Source organism: Pseudomonas sp. USTB-Z (genome assembly GCF_019691255.1).
Classification (GTDB): Bacteria; Pseudomonadota; Gammaproteobacteria; order Pseudomonadales; family Pseudomonadaceae; genus Aquipseudomonas; species Aquipseudomonas alloputida.
The window spans coordinates 173,860-192,847 of the sequence record NZ_JAECZP010000007.1 but is presented as its reverse complement, the minus strand read 5'-3'; the positions used below and the strand labels follow the sequence as shown (position 1 = coordinate 192,847).

The following is an 18,988-nucleotide window of genomic DNA, read 5'->3' as shown; positions in this document are numbered from 1 at the left end:
TGAACGAATTCAGTTGAAGACCCAGAGCACACGGGTGGTTCTGTCCGTCAGGTTGGCGTAACGGAACGGCGCATGGGGTTGCAGCTGGAAGCAGTCGTTGGCTTGCAGGGTCACGGCATCGCCCTGGTCCAGCCACACCGTGAGTTCGCCCTCGAGCACGAAACAGCCCTGCTCGGAACGGTCGCTCAAGTACGCCTCCCCACTGGTGGCGCCCGGCTCGAGAAGGCTGTCGAGCATGGAGAAGGCGCCTGCGATGGTCGGCGAAGCCAGCACGTCGGTGATGCCCGACTCCAGGTACAGCGTGCGCCGCTCGTTAGGGCGCGTGACCCAGCCAATGCTGCGGGGCTTGCTCAGGTTGTAGAAGTACGCGGTTGATACGCCGAGCGCTTCGCTGATAGCGGTGAGGTCTGCCACGGTCGGGCGCGAAACGCCGCGTTCGACCTGGGAGAGGAAACCCACCGAGCGGTTGATGCGCTCGGCCAGTTCACCCAAGGTCAGGTTCTTGAATTTGCGCAGGTCGTGAATAAGGATCGCGAGGGCTTCAACCTCTTCGTGTCTCTTCATCGTTTCGGACTGCCGTGAAATTTTTAGACTTATTTTTCATGAAAATTTACATGAAAAATTTCACGCGTCAAGCTGAACAATGAAAATGTGCAGCCGCCAACAGAGGGCTTGCTGCGCAGCGTGGCGGCTTGCCTGCGGTGGCGCGGGTTTCTTTACAGGCGCTCGGCGAGTAGCCTCGTGGGTGAATCCTCCAGCCCGACCCTGTCCATCGCCATGCCAAACGGTTTCCCTGATTTGCCCTCACTCAATGCGCTACGTGTGTTCGAAGTGGTTGCCCGCCACCTGAACTTTCGCCTGGCCGCCGACGAGCTGGGGGTGACCCAGGCGGCAGTTGCACAACAGATACGCGGGCTGGAAGCGAGCCTGAACCTTCGTTTGTTCGAGCGCCTGCCCCGGGGCCTGGCACTGACCGATGCGGGGCTGGGCTACAGCGGCAGCATTCGCAACGCCTTGGCGATGATCGATGAGGCAACCCGCCTGCTGCGGCCACAAGCGTCTCATCTGACGGTCAGCGTGACACCGACCTTTGCCTCCAAATGGCTCATTCCCCGGCTGGGTCGCTTTGCGCACAGCCATCCGGACATCGATTTACGTGTACTGGCCACAGATCGGCTGTCCCACTTCAATACCGACGGCGTGGATATCGCAGTCCGCTATGGCAAGCCCGACATCGGCGCGGGTTTGAACAGCGAGCTGTTGATGGAACAGCATATCGTCGCCGTGGCCAGCCCAAGGTTGTTCGAAGCCAGCAAAGTCCCCACCAGCTTCGAGCAGCTTCAAGCGTTCACCCTGCTTCACGATGCCCATGATTTCTGGCCTCGGTTCCTTGCACAACTGTTCCCGCAACACGGGCAAGCGACTGCCAAAAACCTGCGGTTCAACCAGACTTCATTGGCCATCGATGCGGCCATCAGTGGTCAGGGTATTGCGTTGGCAAGCCTGGCGTTCGTCAGTGATGACCTCCTCGCGGGCAGGCTGACCCAGGTCTTCGCTCAGCAACTCAGGCTCGATAAGTCGTTCTATCTGGTATGGCCACGAAAGTTGCAGCAGCCGGAGTCGCTAGGCATTGTCCAGCGCTGGCTCAAGCAACAAGCAGGCAATAGTTAATCTACTGCCTTGGTGAAGTTTAGCTGTCTCCCTCGCGGCCACGACTGCTGCTAATTTTAGTGCACCTAAGCATTAGGCCATTAACGTTCCGGAGGCAGCATGTCAGTAGAAAAAGTTGCGATCATCACAGCAGGTGGCAGTGGTATGGGCGCGGCAGCGGCACGGCGCCTGGCCGCTGACGGGTTCAAGGTTGGCATCCTGTCCTCCTCGGGCAAGGGCGAAGCGCTGGCTGCCGAGCTTGGCGGTGTGGGTATAACAGGTAGCAACCAGTCGGTTGAGGACCTGAAACGCCTGGTCGATGCCGTGGTGGAAAAGTGGGGGCGCATCGACGTGCTGGTCAATAGCGCCGGCCATGGTCCGCGCGCGCCAATCCTGGAAATCAGCGACGAAGACTGGCACAAGGGCATGGACACCTATCTGCTCAATGTCATTCGCCCGACTCGCCTGGTGACGCCCTACATGCAGCGCCAGAAAGGGGGTGTGATCATCAACATTTCCACCGCCTGGGCGTTCGAGCCGAGTGAGCTGTTCCCGACGTCTGCAGTGTTCCGTTCGGGCTTGGCCGCATTCACCAAAATCTTCGCCGACCAATTCGCCGGGGACAACGTGAGGATCAACAACGTCCTCCCCGGCTGGATCGACAGCCTGCCGGCCACCGAACAGCGCCGCGACAGCGTGCCGCTCAAACGCTATGGCACCCGCGAGGAAATCGCCGCCACCATCGCGTTTCTCGCCAGCGAAGGCGCTGCCTACATCACCGGGCAGAACATCAAGGTCGATGGCGGCGTGACACGTAGCGTTTGATTGCCCGTTGGCCGCAGCATACGCAACGGCGACCCCCACCTCCTTCGAAGCTATCGGTCAGCGTCACCCTTGCTGGCCGGTGGCGGGTATTAGGTTAGCGAGACGGCGTGCCCATCTGCTGCTGATGCTGCATCATCTGATCCATCATCATCTGTTGCATTCCCATGTATCTGTCCATCATGTATTGGTGCTGCTTCATCTGCTCAGGCGTCATTCCGGCGTAATGGCTGCTCATCTGCCCCCAGCCCATCATGTGGCCGCTCCCCATCATGCGACCGCCCATCATGCCGCCGCAGCACCCCATCATTCCCTTCATCGTGAGCATTCCTTGCTGCATCATGGCCTGGTGATCTTGCATGAGTTTCTGGCGCTGGACTGGATCGGTAGTTTTGTGGATCAGGCTCATTTGATCCTGCATTTTTTTCAGGTTTTCTTGAGCCTTCGCCATCTCCTGATCAAATTGCTCAATGTTCATCGACTGTTGAGTCGGCTCGGCGGCGCTGGAGGCCTGCTGGGCAAGGGTTAGAGCAGGAAAAAGAACACCCGCCAAAGCCAGGGCGACGAGTTTGGATGCTGTCATGGTTCAGATCCTTATAGGGAATGGCGGGCAGGGAATGGAACGTAGCTGTTCAGTATAGGTCTCGATTAAGGACGCAAACTGGTGCACGTTGAAAGGTGTCGCTGACACCTAAGCAAGTCGTGAGGGGCGCGCGCAAGCATTCATGGGCTACCGGCGCAAAGTTAAATAATGCGCCATCACCCAAACACTGTGTGTCGACAAGGGTTGTGCCGGCGGCGCCGATGGCAATCCAAACCGCCTCTTCGCGTGGAACGGCCCAACCTTCTGCCGTTCATGCTCGCCCCTGGCTTCATTTTTAACGCGGGAGGATCGCCAAGAAGACCTCATGCGCATCATCAGGCGTAACTCAACCAAGCCGATGCGGCTTCGCCAGCGTCATTTCCACGCATCAAGACCGCCAGTAGGGTTCTCAGCTTTGCTTTTGAAAAACTCTCGTAAATGATCAACAAAATAAGCGACTTTCGCAGATAAATTCAGGCGTTCTAAATAGACAGCGTAAATGTCTGCCGGCTCGGTCTCATAATCGTTCAAGACTTCCACAAGCTGACCTGTACGTAGATAACCGGCCAGGTTCCATTCCGCTCGCATCAATATCCCATGCCCGTCCAGCGCCCAAGTCAACGCTACCTCTCCATCGTTAGTACTCAAGCTCCCGTGGACCTTGATGGCGTCGAACTGTTTGCCTTTAGACATACGCCATATCCCGAATGCGGATTCATTTTGACGCAACACGATACAGTTGTGCCGGACCAGGTCTTTTGCCGTCTCAGGAGTTCCGTGGGTACGTAAGTACTCAGGGCTTGCACACAAACGTCGGCGATTAACCGCTATTTTCCTGGCAATGAGCCTTGAATCAGGCAGTTCACCAAAACGGATCGCCACGTCAATTGCGTCATCAGGTAGATGGATAGGCCGGTCCGTCAGGTGAAGCTGAACTTCAACCTCTGGATAGCGCTTGGCGAAGAGTGAGATGGCTGGCCCTACATGGGTGCGGCCGAAGCCCAGCGGTGCATTCACGCGCAACAAACCCTTTGGCTCGGCCCTGCTGCTGGATACCTGCCGCTCCATCTCCTCGATCTCGCCGAGAATGCGTTTTGCATTGATCAGGTACGTCTCACCTTCGGCCGTGAGGCTGATGCTGCGCGTCGTTCGGTTCAACAAACGAACGCCGAGACGCTTCTCCAATTGCGCAAGCCGCTTGGTTACAGCGGGGGGAGTGAGGTTCAGCTCACGGGCTGTCGCTGCCAGGCTGCCAGCCGCCACCAACTGGCTGAAAAAAGCAAGTTCCGACACAGGATTCATAATTAACCTCAAGGAAATAATATCTTAAATCTGAGTCTATTACACCACTCAGAAAAAACCATTACCTTAGGCCTGCCTGATTAACCACAAAAACGCTGGGCTATTTAGCTTTGCCGGTCTTGCCTGTCTGCCGCTTAGCCCAGTCGCCACATAAATCCGACTCACAACAATAATTCGGAGACGGCAATGGCCAAACGATGGATAAGTAAGCTGTATGTGCAGGTACTGATTGGCGTCTCAATTGGGGTACTGCTAGGCGTGCTCTGGCCGGCGGTCGGCGCAGACATGAAGCCACTGGGTGATGCCTTCATCAAACTGATCAAGATGGTTTTTGCACCGATCATCTTTGCAACCGTGGTTCTCGGCATCGCCAAAATGGAAAACATGAAGGAGCTCGGCCGTGTCGGTGCCCGGGCCCTGATCTACTTCGAGGTTCTCTCCTCTTTCGCATTGGTGCTGGGCCTGATCGTTGTGAACCTGGTGCAACCTGGCCAAGGCATGAACATCGACCCTGCCACCCTGGATAGCAATGCCATCTCTACCTACACCGCTGCTGCCGTTAGCGGATCGGGCGGCTTCACCGACTTCTTGTTGCATGTAATCCCCGGCAGCGTAGTGGATGCCTTTGCCAAGAACGAAATCCTGCAGATTCTGCTGTTCTCGACCTTACTCGGCATTGCGCTGGCCAATCTAGGAGAACGCGGCAAGCCCGTAGTCGATGTGCTCGAGTCGTTTTCTCACGGCATGTTCTACATCGTCGGCATGGTGATGCGCATTGCTCCGCTGGCAGCCTGTGGCGCCATGGCTTTCACCGTCGGCAAATATGGCCTGGGCTCCATCGTTTCGCTGGGCAAGCTGATGGCAACTATGTACGTGACCTGCTTCCTGTTCGTGGTGATCGTTCTCGGCTCAATCGCTCGGATGTCTGGGTTCAGCTTGTGGAAGTTCCTCAAGTACCTGCGGGAGGAGCTGTTCACCGTATTGGGCACCAGCTCATCGGAGTCTGTTGTGCCACAAATGATGAACAAACTGGAGAAGGTCGGCGTCTCGAAACCGGTAGTAGGCCTGGTCATTCCTTCGGGGCTGACTTTCAACCCTGACGGCCAATGCATCTACTACACAATGGCGGCGATATTCATCGCGCAGGCAACCAATACCCCACTGACCCTCATGGACCAGCTGATCGTCCTGGGCGTGCTCCTGCTCACATCCAAAGGCTCTGCAGGCGTCACGGGTTCGGGCTTCATCACCCTGGCCGCAACCCTGGCCACCATGGACAACATCCCTGTAGCCGGCATGGTTCTGCTTCTTGGCGTAGACCGCTTCATGTCTGAGGCTCGCGCCATTACCAACACCATCGGCAACGCCGTGGGCACCATGGCCATCGCCAAATGGGTCGGCGCCCTCGATAGCACCAGGATGAATCAGGTCTTGGATGGCCAAGTGGTGGGCGAGCCAGAAAAAAGCGAATCACTGCCTTCGGCTGCCAAGCCTGCCATTGACTCTGACCCAAAAAACCTTGTGATGCACTGAGGAAGTAAACATGGAAACCGTAGACAAAGAAGCCGCTGTGGAATCGCTGACCGACGTCTTGGCGAAGTTCACCGCCTACATCGGCAAGCGCCTGCCCAAGGATGTAAAAGAAAAGACCGCCAAGCTGCGCGCAGCGGAAACCAACCCGCTGGCCATCGCCGTCTACGACTCGATGGCCGACAACCAGGATTACGCTGACAAGCTGAACCGCCCCAGCTGTCAGGATACCGGTGTGATCCAGTATTTCATTTCCGCCGGTGCACGCTTCCCGCTGCTGGGCGAAATGGAGGGCATCCTCGAGAACGCCACCAAGGAGGCGACCATCAAGGGCCCGCTACGCCACAACGCAGTTGAAACCTTCATCGAAAAGAACACCGGCACCAACACCGGCTCGAAGATCCCGTGGCTGGACTGGGAAATCATCCCCGATGCCGACTACGCCATTGTCGATGTGTACATGGCGGGTGGTGGCTGTACGTTGCCGGGCTCGGCCAAGGTGCTGATGCCAGGGCAAGGCTACGAAGGGGTCACAGAGTTCGTCTTCGATGTCATCACCTCCCGCGGTGTCAACGCTTGCCCGCCTTTGCTGGTAGGCGTGGGTGTATCGACCTCGGTCGAGACCGCGGCACGCCTTTCGAAAAAGGCCATCCTGCGCGAAGTGGATTCCAGCCATCCCAACGAAAGTGCAGCGATGATGGAGAAGCTGCTGGAGGAAGGCCTGAACGAAATCGGCATTGGCCCCCAGGGTTTGACGGGCAACAGCAGCGTGATGGGCGTGAACATTGAATCGTCGGCCCGACACCCCTCGACCATCGGCGTCGCGGTATCGACAGGTTGCTGGGCGCACCGCCGCGGCAAGATCCGCATCAATGCCGACCTCACTTATGACATCCTCTCCCATGAAGGCGTAGTACTGTGAAAAAGATCCTGACCACTCCAATAAGTGACGAAGATTTGGCAAGCCTGAACGTTGGCGACGTGGTTTACCTCACTGGCCAGTTGGTGACTTGCCGAGACGTTGCACATCGCCGGCTTATCGAGTTAGGCCGGGAGCTTCCTGTAAATCTTCGCGGCGGCGCGATCTTTCACGCAGGCCCCATCGTCAAGAGAAAGGACGATGGCAGCTTTGAAATGGTGTCGATCGGCCCGACGACTAGCATGCGCATGGAAAAGTTCGAGAAACAGTTCATTGAGCAAACTGGGGTAAAGCTGATCGTCGGCAAAGGCGGCATGGGCCCGGAGACCACCACGGGCTGCCTTGAAAACAAGGCGGTGCATGCAGTGTTTCCAGGCGGCTGTGCAGTCTTGGCAGCGACCCAGGTGGAAGAGATCGAACGCGCCGAATGGCAGGACTTGGGCATGCCGGAAACGCTATGGGTCAACCGTGTACGAGAGTTCGGCCCGCTGATCATTTCTATCGACACCAAGGGCAATAACCTGTTCGAGCAGAACAAAGCCCGGTTCAATGAACGCAAAGGCGCGGTGATCGAGAAGATCAATAGCCAAGTACGGTTCATCAAATAAGCGAATGGGCGGTGAAGGTGATCAACTCCACCGCCCAACACCGCCATCCCCTGCCCTCTCAACGTACTCGCTGAACGTCCAAAGTAGTGGAACGCGACGCGTCATACATCCCAAATACGCCCAGAGACAGCCATGCACAACCGCAGTCATCATCAATTGCGAAATGACTTCCGTGTTCTTCTCAACGGTCACGCTTGCCTGAGTACCGCTTCGGTTTTTGACCCTTTATCCGCACGCATCGCTTCGGATCTCGGCTTCGAAGTTGGCATACTGGGCGGCTCTGTTGCCTCCCTGCAAGTGTTGGGTGCTCCTGACATCGCTTTAATCACCCTTAGTGAATTCGCCGAACAGGCCACCCGAATTGGCCGCGTGGCTAGCCTTCCGATAATTGCTGACGCTGATCATGGATATGGCAACGCCCTTAACGCCATGAGGACAGTTGTCGAGCTAGAACGGGCTGGGGTTGCAGCACTCACCATCGAAGATACCCTCCTGCCTGCCCGATTTGGCAGCGGTGCCCTGGAGCTGATCAGCACCGAAGAAGCCACCGGTAAACTGCGCGCGGCGCAAGAAGCAAGGATTGATAGCTCACTCGCCATCATCGCCAGAACCCACGCTGGTGTGCAGCCGCTACAGGACGTTATCCGTAGAACCAGGGAATTCGAGCGATCGGGTGCCGATGCGGTGTGCCTCGTTGGTGTGAAGGATGTTCATGAACTCGCCGCCATCGCCGATGGATTGACCCTTCCAGTGATGCTAATCACCTATGGCAACAGCGAGCTTCGGGATGCACCTGGCCTGGCAGAACTCGGCGTGCGCATCGTGGTGGATGGCCATCAAGCATACTTTGCCTCGGTTCAAGCCACCTATGAAAGCCTGCGCATACAGCGCCGTCGCCAAGTTAACGCTGACAAATCGGCCTCAACGCTCGTTGCTGGCTATTGCTTGCAAAACGAATATAAAGACTGGGCAGCAGAGTTCATGCTTTTCTCAAAGTAACAACTCAGCACTGTTGAACGCCCCTTTCCGATCCAGGCGACGAATCAATCAAGGGATGATCGCAAACCAGTCCCATCAGTGTCGGCCAAGGTCAGTTATCCCGCCATGTGTCTGGAGGCGTGTTTGCTTGCGGTAAAAGGCGTGAATAGCCCACACCACCCCGACGAACAACATGCCTGTTCCAAGCGCTTCCATAGGAGACGGCCAGCGTTGGTTGATGAGCAGGCCCATCGTAGTTGCATAAATGGTCCCGCTGGCGATCAATTGCCCGCTCAGCGCCAGCGGTAGACGCCGCGTTGCGATTGACCATGCCCAGGCACCTGCAAGGGTGGCCCCTAACCCCTGAATCAGCCCACAGACGATCAGCGCCTGAGTACCTGCCAATCCGCTCGGATGGCTAGCGAAATGAGACAGTTTCAAGTACAGCCCAACCGGGATGAACGCCAGCATTTCGACACTGCACATGAAGATCAACATGGCTGACCACAACATGGGAGACATGCTTGGGCGTCGAGCCAAAGCACTTTCATTCAATAGACCAAAACCGGTCCAGAATGCGATTGCCAGCAACGATGCAAGCAGCCCAAGCAGTAACGATGCGGTTGGGAGCACTGCCGCCGCACGGCTAGCATCAAACACGCTCAGATTGACCAGACTGATGCCCAGACCCGCCACCAGCAGTGGCCCGGCAATGGCGCGCCAGGGCACGCTGGCACTGCGCATGTTGCCGGCAATCGCAAGCACGATCGGTACTGACCCCATCATCACCGGAGGGATCACCGGCCCGGCTGCCAAGACCGCAGTGGTGATCAGGAAGAAGTAGCCAATGTATCCCAAGAAGCCCAGCAGTGCGGCACAGGCCCAGTCAATCAGTCGCAATTGCCGCACTGCGCTACGGTAAACGAACAGCACCAGCAGGCTACCTAACCCGGCAAAGGCATAGCTCACCACCGCCAGGTCAAAAAGGCTGTAGTCACCGACCAGCCCCGGAAAGATGTAGAGCAGCGACCAGGAAAAGGTGGCGGCAATGGCCGCTAACAAGCCCAGGGTCATACGCCCTACTCCTGCCTCTGGATCCAGCAATGAGCTATTTGTCGGGCAGTGTCGAATACCCGCATGTCCTGGCCCATCGCGCCGCTGACAAAACTGCCCTCCAGCAAGATAAACAGCCCTTGGGCAACTGCGTCGGGGTCGTTTATACCGGCGCTCATGGCCAAGGCAGCAAGGTTTTCGCGTATCCCTTGCTTATGCCGGCTCACTGCCAAATGCACGGGGTGGCTAAACTGGGGGAATTCAGCCGCACTGTTGACGAACAGGCACCCGCGCTCGCTATCTTTTAAAAGAAAGCGTTCATACAGATCGAAAAAAGCGAGCATGCCACTGACCGGCTCAGGATGCCTGGCCAAGGTGCACGCTACCTCTTCACGCCAGCGTCGGTCACGCTCCTCAAGGCACGCCACTATCAGCGCATCCTTGGAGGGGAAATGGCTGTAGAGCGTCATTTTGGTAACTCCCGCCATCGCGGCAATGGCCGTTACCCCCGTCACGTATACACCTTGCAACAGAAACAGCTTCAGCGCGGCATCAATCAAACGCTCACGGGTATTGTCCAATTCAAGGCACTCCGGCAAAGGGACGGAGCTGACTATACTGACCGGTAAGATTCAGGCCGCATCCAGATACGACCTGAAGCATGGCCGCTACGACACAGCGCGCAGCAGCAAAATGCAGGCCTGGCCAATCAGAGACTTGCTACGCCAGCTAAGCGCCCCCTGTACTTGGGATGCGAATCTGGGCTGTGTGGCTGATCGTGCCGTCTACCCGCTTGCGAAACACCGCTTGGCCCAACGTGTCTTGGGCATGCCGGTGGCAACTGTGTTTACCGAGATCGATCCCGACCCGTGCTGACTCGCTCGTGATGATGGCCTCCAAAACAAAACACCCTGCGAAAGCTTAGCCCTCGCAGGGTGTGGGGGTGACCCGTTCATTTAGCCCGGTCTACGCTGGGCTTTCGTGCACGCTAAAGCCGTTACTGCATGGATGCGGTCAAATCATCGATCATTTTTTGAAGAAGACCCGACAGCGTTGCTGAGGCCTTTCGAATTATGATCGCCTGGCGTCGTTCGAGAGATGGCCGTGGACTTGGCCAAACCGCGAGTGTCCTTGGAGTGAGCGACACCCGAGGTGGTGGTGCCATGACCGTTGTCGCTGTTGCGCGAGCTTCCGTAATGATTGCCGCTTACCCCATGATCGCGTGTCGCCTTTCCAGCGTGATCACTTCCAAGGCCCTTCCCGCTTCCACTATGCCCTCCCATGCCACCGCCATGTCCGCCGCCACCGCCATGACCACCGCCGCCGCCGCCGCCACCGCCACCACCACCACCCTTGGCATAGGCGGAACTGATCGGGGAGATATCGGCGGGCAAGAATGCCGTCATCCCGAGTGCCAATGCACAAGCAAAGACAGCAACCAAAGGTTTTTTCATTTTTTGTTCGGCTCCGGAGGCGCGAGTGGGTAGCTAAAGTGCGGGTTGGACCTGACACAGACACCAAAGTTCTCGCATTCCGACAGACTGCCAGGGAAACGCTGATCACGTTTTCCCGAGCGCGTAATGAGCAACATCTCGACCGCGCCAGGCCCATTTTTCGGCCGATAGCGCAGCGTTCAACAACTACCGGCGCCCCATCCACAGGTCCGACAGCGCAAACAACGTGGTCCGTTGTGCAGTGTTCTTGACCAAGCCACGAAAGCGAGCCTTCACATAACCGAACTGGCGCTTGAGCGGACGACTGTGTCAGCACAGGAAGTCCGCCCCGTCCTGACGTGTTCGGAGAATCCTCAGCCAACCAAGCAGGGCCGAGCCCGCCAGTGCTAACAGCCCTTGAGGTTCCGCCTTGCTATTGGCGTACCCCGCCGTCAGGATGGATGCTTCATCAGGCTTAAGGAGAGAGCCGTGTTTCCCATGAACGTGTGGTTCGCCTATACCGCCGCCTGCGTGCTGTTGGTGCTGGCACCGGGCCCTGACAACGTGTTGGCCATTGGCCGCGGTCTCAGCCAGGGTAAAGTCGCAGCGGCCGTATCCGGCATGGCGTCAGGAGCAGGCATTTTGTTTCACGTTGCAGCCGCTTCGTTAGGCTTGACCCTACTGATGCAAACCTCGGTGCTCGCATTTTGGGTGATCAAGCTCATGGGTGCCGGCTATCTGCTCTGGCTAGGGATCAAGGTGCTGCGCGCTCGTAACCTCATAAGCTTTCAGCCGGCCTCCAGGCAATCGCTGCCCAGCATTTTTCTGACCGGTCTGCTTTCGGCTGCGCTCAACCCCAAGCCAGGTTTGTTCGTGCTGGCGTTCATTCCCCAGTTCGTCGACCCCGCACGCGGGTCGGTCAGCGTGCAGATGTTGGTTTACGGCGTATGGTTCGCTGCACTCACGGCATTGGGGTTTGCCTTGATGGGCATTTTCGCCACGGGACTGTCTCGCTACCTGTACCGGCGGCCACGGCTGGTGAATGGGCTGAACGTGGGCGCAGGCCTCACCTTCGTCGCGTCTGGCGTCTCGATTGCGGCGTTGAGCCAGAGATAGCAAGCAGGAGAAAGCGGCGGGGCTGCGTATGAGCCCCGCGTTTCATCACGATGCTGAAGCCTCATCGGCCAGCTTCGCATGGGTGTTGAGCTCCTCGGCGATGAAGGCCGAAATCATCGCCCGATAGACCTGTTCCACCACCTCAGCCGAGGCACCGGTTTCGTCAGCCATCTCACGAACCTTCTTGATCACTTGCTCGACCCGAGCGGGTGCACGCACATCATCGGTGGTTTTCTTGAAACCCGCTGCTTGCGTTACGAGCCTTCCACGTTTGGCGAGAAGCGAAACGAGGCTGCGGTCGATTTCATCGATCCGTTGACGGACTTCGTCCAGAGAGGTGCAAGGTACATCCATTTGCTTGACTTCCTTTTCATGAGCCTGCGATGGATTGGAGCAGGCTGTCGTGGGTGATCGGGGCGTGCAGTGTAGCTTCTATGCTAGGTTCGCTTCACGCTCCTTAGAGGGGTGTAACGCCGCAGCGAGTGGCCCGTCACGATGACCGGAAATACTGGATGCACGCGGGATATCTCACTCCATTTCGCACAACCAGCTCACGCCTGCGTGGCGCATGTCGTGAAAATGCAGATCCTCCACGCCAACCATCTTTCACCCCGGCTTGGGCAGCCTGCTGGCGGGCGAATGTCTGGGACCTTTGGTAGACTAGGACACCCTTTTTCTTGAGGCGGATCTGGACGGTATAGCTAACCATTCCATCGGCCTTTTTCCTTGCTCTGATCGTTGCCATGATTTCCGGTGGTACGAGTGTGTTTGGCGGCGGTAGCCCGCACCACTATCAAACCCAACACGCCCCCGGAAAATGGTGCATAAATGCGTAGACCAGAATGCCCCTAGAATCAGCTTCAAAGCCACAAACCACGCGCCCTGAGCCGTCACGCCGCTTCAGCGTTGCCCCCATGATGGACTGGACCGACAGGCATTGCCGGTTCTTCCTGCGCCTGCTCTCCCGGCAAACCCTGCTCTACACCGAAATGGTCACCACCGGTGCCCTGCTGCACAACGACGCTCACCGTTTCCTGCGCCACGATGCTTCTGAGCACCCGCTGGCCCTGCAACTGGGCGGCAGTGTGCCGGCCGACCTGGCCGCGTGTGCGCGCCTGGCTGAAGAAGCGGGCTACGATGAGGTCAACCTCAACGTTGGCTGCCCGAGCGACCGGGTGCAGAACAACATGATCGGCGCGTGCCTGATGGCTCACCCGGCGCTGGTGGCCGACTGCGTGAAGGCCATGCGAGATGCCGTATCGACGCCTGTCACGGTGAAGCACCGCATTGGTATCAACGGCCGTGACAGCTACGCCGAACTGAGCGACTTCGTCGGCCAGGTGCGTGAGGCCGGCTGCCGGAGTTTTACCGTGCATGCACGCATCGCGATTCTGGAAGGGCTGTCGCCGAAAGAGAACCGCGAGATCCCGCCGCTGCGCTATGACATCGCAGCGCAGTTGAAGAGGGACTTCCCGGACCTGGAGATCGTGCTCAACGGCGGGATCAAGACCCTGGACGAATGCCAGGCACACCTTGAAACCTTCGATGGCGTGATGCTGGGGCGCGAGGCGTATCACAACCCTTATCTGCTGGCCGAGGTGGACCAGCAACTGTTTGGCAGCGATGCGCCGGTGGTCAGCCGCAGCGAGGCATTGGCGCAACTGCGGCCCTACATCGTGGCGCATATGGAAAGTGGCGGTGCGATGCACCACGTTACCCGGCATATTCTGGGGCTGGCCCAAGGATTCAAAGGGGCGCGGCGCTTCCGCCAGTTGCTGTCGGCAGACATTCACAAGGCGGCTGAACCCTTGGCGGTGTTTGACCAGGCCGTGGAGTTGTTGCAGGGGCGGTGACCTCAGAGGGAGGGAACCTCGGGCTTGCTTGCGACTCGAATCTTCACCTTTCGTACAGCCCTGTGCGGGCCAGCCGGTCCGCAGGGTTTCGGCGGCCCTTGAGCGGCTGTCGGGGCTCGGGTAATGTCGAGTAAATGCACAGGACAGAGCACGCCCATGACCTCCAAGCTGGAACAACTCAAGCAGTTCACCACCGTGGTCGCCGACACCGGGGACCTGGACGCCATCACCCGCCTGAAGCCGGTCGATGCCACCACCAACCCGTCGCTGCTGCTCAAGGCTGCTGCCATCCCGGGCTACGCCGACCTGCTCAAGCAGGTGAAGGCCGACGCCAAGGGTGATGTCGACCTGGCCTGCGACAAGTTTGCGGTGGCGGTAGGCTCGGGCATTCTCAAGGTCATCCCGGGGCGTATCTCCACCGAGGTGGATGCACGCCTGTCGTTCGATGAGCCAGCCCTGCTGAACAAGGCCCGTCAGCTGATCGCCCTGTACGAGGCGGCCGGAGTGGCAAAAGAGCGTGTGCTGATCAAGCTGGCCTCCACCTGGGAAGGCATTCGCGCCGCCGAAAAGCTGGAAAAGGAAGGCATCCAGACCAACCTGACCCTGCTGTTCTCCTTCGCCCAGGCCCAGGCTTGCGCCGATGCCGGGGTGTTTTTGATTTCGCCGTTCGTGGGCCGTATCTACGACTGGTACAAGAAGAGCACCGGCCAGGAATACGTGGGCGCCGAGGACCCAGGCGTGCAGTCGGTCACGCGCATCTACAACTACTACAAGGCCAATGGTTACAACACTGTGGTCATGGGCGCCAGCTTCCGCAATATCGGCCAGATCGAACAACTGGCCGGCTGTGACCGCCTCACCATCAGCCCCGAGCTGCTGCAGCAGCTGAGTGATGACCAGGGTGAGTTGCCGCAGGTGCTGAAACCGGGCAACGCCGGTGAAGCCAAGCAGCACCTGAACGAAAGCCAGTTCCGTTGGGCGATGAACGAAGACGCCATGGGCACCGAGAAGCTGGCCGAAGGTATCCGCCAGTTTGCGCGGGACCAGGAAAAGCTGGAGAAGTTGATGGCTGAAAAGGCCTGATACAGTTCGGGTTTGCCTGACGGGCGGGAAGTGTTCAGTATTTTCCGCCCGTTTTGTTTGCCACGCCTTAGTTGTGTATTGAATTCTCGGGCCTGTTCGCGGGTAAGCCCGCTCCTACACCAATCGATGTAAGGGCGGGCTTGCCCGCGAACAGGCCGCCATAGCCACCCGAGCTGTCGATGACCTCCCCTAACCCGTTGCCCCTCGTTCTCGCCGGCCCGATACTGCGCCGCCTGGAACCCCAGCGTCTGGCCGTCTGGCTGGTCACTACCCAACCGCTGCAGCCCGCGTTCGTCTGCCTGGCAAGCGAGGCCCACGTCGATTGCCAGGTGGTGCCGATTGGCCGGCATGCCTACGTTCACCTGCTGGACATCCAATTCGCCAGCCCCCTGCCCTGCAACCAGCTGCTCGACTATGACCTGCTGATCAATGGCCAGGGTATCGCCGACTGGGCGCCGCACTTGCTCTACCCGGGCGCCCAGCGCCCAAATCTGGTGCTGCGTGAGCGCCTAGAGCAGTTGCTGCACGGCTCCTGCCGCAAGCCGCACCACCCTGCTGCCGACGGCCTGCTGTGCGCCGACCGGCTGCTGCAGGCGTGCAAGAAGCCCGAAGACCGCCCGGCCGTGCTGTTGATGACGGGCGACCAGGTTTACGCCGACGATGTCGCTGGCCCCATGCTGCGCGCCATCCATAGCCTGATCTCGCGCCTGGGCTTGTTCGACGAGCAACTGGAGGGTGCGGTGGTAGCCGACAGCCAGGCGCTGTACCAGCACCCGGCCAGCTACTACCACCGCGCCGACCTGCTGCCGGCGCTGGAACGCAACGACACCCTGCGCGAGCGTTTTTTCGGCGGCAAGCGCAAGCCGATCTTCTCGTCCAGCAACGCCGACAACCACCTGGTGACCTTCGCCGAAGTCATGGCCATGTACCTGTTGGTGTGGTCGCCGGTGCCCTGGCAGCTGGTGGACCTGGGCATCCCCAGCGGGCTCAGCGACGAGCATCAAGCCCGATACCGGCAAGAGCTGCCGCTGATCCAGGGGTTTGCCGACAATCTCGGTCAGGTGGCGCGGGTGATGGCCCACCTGCCCTGCCTGATGATCTTCGACGACCACGACATCACCGACGACTGGAACCTCTCGGCGCAGTGGGAGGAAACGGCCTACGGCCACCCATTCTCGCGAAGGATCATTGGCAACGCCTTGCTCGGCTACCTGCTCTGCCAGGCCTGGGGCAACAACCCGGACGGTTGCAATCCGCTGATCGAACAGTGCCAGGTGCTGACCCGCCAGAACCAGGATGAGCTGATTGGCGAGCTGCTGCGCTTCCAGGGTTGGCAGTTCAGCCTGCCGACAGAACCACCGCTGCTGGTACTGGATACCCGCACCCGCCGCTGGCGCAGCGAAAGCAACCTGGCCAAGCCGTCCGGCCTGCTGGACTGGGAAGCGCTGAGTGAATTGCAGCAAGCACTGCTCGATCATCCCTCGGCAGTCATCGTGTCGCCTGCGCCGATTTTCGGGGTGAAGCTGATCGAGACGGTGCAGAAGGTGTTCAGCTGGCTGGGCTACCCGCTGCTGGTGGATGCCGAGAACTGGATGGCCCACCGCGGTGCAGCGCAGGTCATCCTCAATATCTTCCGCCACTCGCGCACGCCGGGGCACTACGTGGTGCTGTCGGGAGATGTGCATTACTCGTTCGTGTATGAGGTGCTGATTCGCCACCGCCAGCGCAGCCCGCACTTGTGGCAGGTGACCAGCAGCGGAATCAAGAACGAGTTTCCCCGGCGTTTGCTGGATGTGCTCGACCGGCTCAACCGCTGGTTGTATGCGCCACGCTCGCCGCTCAACTGGTTTACCAAGCGCCGAGAAATGGAGGTGGTGCCGCGTACGCCCAGCCACAGTAAGGCCGGGGAACGGCTGTGGAATGGTGCCGGGCTGGGACAGGTGTTTTTTGATGAACAGGGGCGGCCGGCGCGGGTGTATCAGCTGGATGCGGGCGGGGGTGAGGCTACAGAGTTTAAAAACCGGGAGCAGTGAGATTCAGAATTTTTACAGCCTGTGCCGGCCTCTTCGCGGGTAAACCCGCTCCTACACCTGATTGGGGGTGGACACACATTGGTGTTTGGGCGCAGGCCGTCGTAGGAGCGGGTTTACCCGCGAAGAGGCCGCCAAAGGCTATAGATCAGCCCCGCTCCAGCGCATTGACCAGATCATGGAAGGCTTCGCGGTTGGAGTCATTCAGGCCCATGAGGATCTTGTGCGCCTCCAGCACCTTGGAGCGCACCACCTCTTCATTCTGGTCCTGCGACGGCAAGTCGGTCAGGCAATCGGTGCAGGGAATCGGCCGATCGACAATGTTGAACACCTGATCGAAACCCATCGACTGCAATAGCCGTGAAATGTCCGGATTGGTAGTCACCACCGTCGGCAGCAGGCCCACCTTCTGCCGCGACAGGATCGACAGCTTCGCCAGCAGGCCCAGCGTGGTGCTGTCGATACTCTCGGTTTCAGTCAGGTCGATGACAATCGCCGAGAAGTTCAGCGCAGTGAAAATCTTCTCGATCGTCGCATCCAGCGCCGAACACAGGGTCAGGCGCACTTCACCAACGAATTTCAGTACGAAGGTACCGCTCTGCTCGGCGAACTGAATTCTACCGGTACTCATTGAAGGTTCCTGCTCAACACCAATAGGGCGATATCATCCGGCATCTCCCCAAGCGTAGCCAATCCAAATCGTTGACGCAGCCCATCCAGACTGCCACCTGCTGCCTTGACGATCTCCGGCAAGGCGGCTTCTTTATCTTTGAGCGTATCACCCGGCAAAAGGTCCAGAATGCCATCGGACATCAGGCTGAGGCTGAACTGCGGGGGCAGCTCCACCACCAGGTCCTGGTAGGTGGCCTCATCGAACAACCCCACCGGCAGGCCGCGGCCTTCCAGGTAGCGGCAATGCTCGGGGGTGTACAGTACCGGCAACGGCAAATGGCCGCCGACAGCGTAGGTCAGCAGGCCGGACTCTTCGTCGATCACCCCGCCGACCATGGTGACGTGCTTGCCCAGCTTGCTGTTGATCAGGCCGCGGTTGATGTGGCTGAGCACTTCAGACGGCTTGAACTCACGCATCCTGCTGCGCTTGAGCTCGAACATGAGGCGCGTGGTCATGAATTTCAACAGCACGGTGACAAAGGCCGACGACGCCCCATGCCCGGATACATCGGCGAGGTAGAAAGCAATGCGCCGCTCGTCCACGCGGAAATAATCGACAAAATCCCCCGAAAGGTACAACGACGGGATGATCTGGTGCTCGAAGGCGAACTCGCCGGCCACCCAGGGGCTTTCCGGCAACATGTTCATCTGCACCTGGCGACCGGCGGTCTGGTCCTCCTGCAACAGGTGCAGGCTAGCCTCCAGTTCACGGTTGGCGGCTTCGAGCTTGTCGCGGTAGCGCTGGTTTTCCAGCACAAGGCGCGAGCGGTCGAGGGCGCGGCGCACCGAATGCTCGAGTACGGCCAGGTCTTCCAGCGGCTTGATAAGGTAGTCGGCGGCGCCCAGGCGCAACGCTTCCACCGCATCACTCATGACGCCGGCACCGGACACCACGATCACCGGCAACTGCGGCGCACGCTCGCTGACCTGACGGATCAGTTCGAGACCGCCCATCTGCGGCATGCGCAGATCGCAGATCACGAGGTCGGGCTGGTGTTCTTCGAAGACCTGAAGCCCCTGCTGGCCATTACTGGCCTGGAGGACGCTGAAACCACTGTCTTCAAGGTAGGCGGCGAGGCTGGCACGGACCACGTCGTCGTCATCGATGATCAGCAGCGTTGCACTGGTTTTCTGCATGTGGGCGAACGGCGCCGATTTAGGTTGGTGCAGCGGTGTCGGCAAGGCAGACGGCCAGCTACGGGAATTCTTTATGGTCACACTCTACTTGAGTTGTAGGACAAGAACACCTGCCCGGCAACTGTCAGAGGTACCTTGTAAGGCGCAGACGGTACTCCCATCCGGCAGGGGTTTCAAGCATGCTGGGGTCGACCTCGCCGCTCTTTACAGGGCAAATCA

General features: G+C 58.9%; 19 protein-coding genes and 2 pseudogenes. 10 read left to right on the top strand and 11 right to left on the bottom strand.

All coding sequences use genetic code 11. The features are described 5' to 3' along the window. Positions 1-9 precede the first annotated feature (9 nt). Positions 10-564: a helix-turn-helix domain-containing protein gene (locus I8746_RS10995; protein WP_003248847.1), complete on the bottom strand. Its 555-nt coding sequence runs from the start codon at positions 562-564 to the stop codon at positions 10-12. Positions 565-777: 213 nt separating this feature from the next. Here I8746_RS10995 and I8746_RS10990 point away from each other — a divergent pair, with 213 nt between their 5' ends. Both I8746_RS10990 and I8746_RS10985 read left to right on the top strand, forming a co-directional pair. Next, positions 778-1,671 carry a LysR substrate-binding domain-containing protein gene (locus tag I8746_RS10990; RefSeq protein WP_221100689.1) on the top strand — a complete coding sequence of 298 codons (894 nt, stop codon included), beginning with the start codon at positions 778-780 and terminating at the stop codon, positions 1,669-1,671. Between the two features lie 99 nt (positions 1,672-1,770). Continuing rightward, positions 1,771-2,475 carry an SDR family oxidoreductase gene (locus tag I8746_RS10985; RefSeq protein WP_014859677.1) on the top strand — a complete coding sequence of 235 codons (705 nt, stop codon included), beginning with the start codon at positions 1,771-1,773 and terminating at the stop codon, positions 2,473-2,475. Positions 2,476-2,569: 94 nt separating this feature from the next. Here I8746_RS10985 and I8746_RS10980 read toward each other — a convergent pair whose 3' ends face one another. Together I8746_RS10980 and I8746_RS10975 are read right to left on the bottom strand one after the other, a co-directional pair. Next, positions 2,570-3,055 (bottom strand): hypothetical protein, encoded by a 486-nt coding sequence (locus I8746_RS10980; protein WP_004576755.1) that lies wholly within the window; start codon positions 3,053-3,055, stop codon positions 2,570-2,572. 375 nt (positions 3,056-3,430) lie between these two features. After that, on the bottom strand, positions 3,431-4,357 hold the full coding sequence (locus tag I8746_RS10975) for a LysR substrate-binding domain-containing protein (RefSeq protein WP_004576754.1): 927 nt from the start codon (positions 4,355-4,357) through the stop codon (positions 3,431-3,433). A gap of 186 nt (positions 4,358-4,543) precedes the next feature. Between I8746_RS10975 and I8746_RS10970 the strand changes: the two genes are divergently transcribed. The 4 genes from I8746_RS10970 to I8746_RS10955 all read left to right on the top strand — a co-directional run bounded on the left by I8746_RS10970 (position 4,544) and on the right by I8746_RS10955 (position 8,413). Then, complete coding sequence (locus I8746_RS10970) at positions 4,544-5,890, top strand: dicarboxylate/amino acid:cation symporter (protein WP_221100669.1); 1,347 nt, start codon at positions 4,544-4,546, stop codon at positions 5,888-5,890. Between the two features lie 10 nt (positions 5,891-5,900). Further along, the gene (ttdA, locus tag I8746_RS10965; RefSeq protein WP_004576752.1) at positions 5,901-6,809 is read left to right on the top strand and encodes a L(+)-tartrate dehydratase subunit alpha; all 909 of its coding nucleotides are present in this window, start codon (positions 5,901-5,903) and stop codon (positions 6,807-6,809) included. Then, a complete protein-coding gene (ttdB, locus tag I8746_RS10960) occupies positions 6,806-7,414 on the top strand; it encodes a L(+)-tartrate dehydratase subunit beta (protein ID WP_004576751.1) in 609 nt (202 codons plus the stop codon). The genes ttdA and ttdB overlap by 4 nt, the downstream gene beginning before the upstream one ends. Positions 7,415-7,546: 132 nt before the next feature. Further along, complete coding sequence (locus I8746_RS10955; protein ID WP_004576750.1) at positions 7,547-8,413, top strand: oxaloacetate decarboxylase; 867 nt, start codon at positions 7,547-7,549, stop codon at positions 8,411-8,413. Between the two features lie 75 nt (positions 8,414-8,488). On the opposite strand, the gene I8746_RS10950 is transcribed toward I8746_RS10955, so the two are convergent. From I8746_RS10950 to I8746_RS10935, 4 genes and pseudogenes are all read right to left on the bottom strand, one after another. Next, positions 8,489-9,466, bottom strand: a complete 978-nt coding sequence (locus tag I8746_RS10950) for a DMT family transporter (protein ID WP_143999824.1) — start codon at positions 9,464-9,466, stop codon at positions 8,489-8,491. 5 nt (positions 9,467-9,471) lie between these two features. Continuing rightward, on the bottom strand, positions 9,472-10,026 hold the full coding sequence (locus I8746_RS10945; protein ID WP_221100668.1) for a TetR/AcrR family transcriptional regulator: 555 nt from the start codon (positions 10,024-10,026) through the stop codon (positions 9,472-9,474). Between the two features lie 438 nt (positions 10,027-10,464). After that, positions 10,465-10,899 carry a hypothetical protein gene (locus tag I8746_RS27165; protein ID WP_259674121.1) on the bottom strand — a complete coding sequence of 145 codons (435 nt, stop codon included), beginning with the start codon at positions 10,897-10,899 and terminating at the stop codon, positions 10,465-10,467. Between the two features lie 186 nt (positions 10,900-11,085). Further along, positions 11,086-11,202, bottom strand: a pseudogene (locus tag I8746_RS10935) (IS5/IS1182 family transposase); the annotation flags it as partial. Positions 11,203-11,376: 174 nt separating this feature from the next. On the opposite strand from I8746_RS10935, the gene I8746_RS10930 reads away from it, so the two are divergent. Continuing rightward, the gene (locus I8746_RS10930; RefSeq protein WP_080756779.1) at positions 11,377-11,994 is read left to right on the top strand and encodes a LysE family translocator; all 618 of its coding nucleotides are present in this window, start codon (positions 11,377-11,379) and stop codon (positions 11,992-11,994) included. A 45-nt stretch (positions 11,995-12,039) separates the two neighbouring features. Here I8746_RS10930 and I8746_RS10925 read toward each other — a convergent pair whose 3' ends face one another. Both I8746_RS10925 and I8746_RS27545 read right to left on the bottom strand, forming a co-directional pair. Further along, the gene (locus I8746_RS10925) at positions 12,040-12,348 is read right to left on the bottom strand and encodes a chorismate mutase (protein ID WP_012053142.1); all 309 of its coding nucleotides are present in this window, start codon (positions 12,346-12,348) and stop codon (positions 12,040-12,042) included. Positions 12,349-12,431: 83 nt separating this feature from the next. Then, positions 12,432-12,585, bottom strand: a pseudogene (locus I8746_RS27545) (tyrosine-type recombinase/integrase); the annotation flags it as partial. Positions 12,586-12,836: 251 nt separating this feature from the next. Here I8746_RS27545 and dusA point away from each other — a divergent pair. The 3 genes from dusA to I8746_RS10910 all read left to right on the top strand — a co-directional run bounded on the left by dusA (position 12,837) and on the right by I8746_RS10910 (position 16,963). After that, positions 12,837-13,847 (top strand): tRNA dihydrouridine(20/20a) synthase DusA, encoded by a 1,011-nt coding sequence (gene dusA / locus I8746_RS10920; protein WP_003248827.1) that lies wholly within the window; start codon positions 12,837-12,839, stop codon positions 13,845-13,847. A gap of 156 nt (positions 13,848-14,003) precedes the next feature. Next, on the top strand, positions 14,004-14,930 hold the full coding sequence (gene tal / locus I8746_RS10915) for a transaldolase (protein WP_012053145.1): 927 nt from the start codon (positions 14,004-14,006) through the stop codon (positions 14,928-14,930). A gap of 179 nt (positions 14,931-15,109) precedes the next feature. Next, complete coding sequence (locus I8746_RS10910; RefSeq protein WP_221100667.1) at positions 15,110-16,963, top strand: alkaline phosphatase D family protein; 1,854 nt, start codon at positions 15,110-15,112, stop codon at positions 16,961-16,963. 145 nt (positions 16,964-17,108) lie between these two features. Here I8746_RS10910 and rssC read toward each other — a convergent pair whose 3' ends face one another. After that, positions 17,109-17,591 (bottom strand): anti-sigma factor antagonist RssC, encoded by a 483-nt coding sequence (gene rssC, locus I8746_RS10905; RefSeq protein WP_003248823.1) that lies wholly within the window; start codon positions 17,589-17,591, stop codon positions 17,109-17,111. Beyond that, the gene (gene rssB / locus I8746_RS10900) at positions 17,588-18,769 is read right to left on the bottom strand and encodes a two-component system response regulator RssB (protein WP_003248822.1); all 1,182 of its coding nucleotides are present in this window, start codon (positions 18,767-18,769) and stop codon (positions 17,588-17,590) included. Before rssB ends, rssC begins: the two co-directional genes overlap by 4 nt. Between the last annotated feature and the right edge of the window lie 219 nt (positions 18,770-18,988).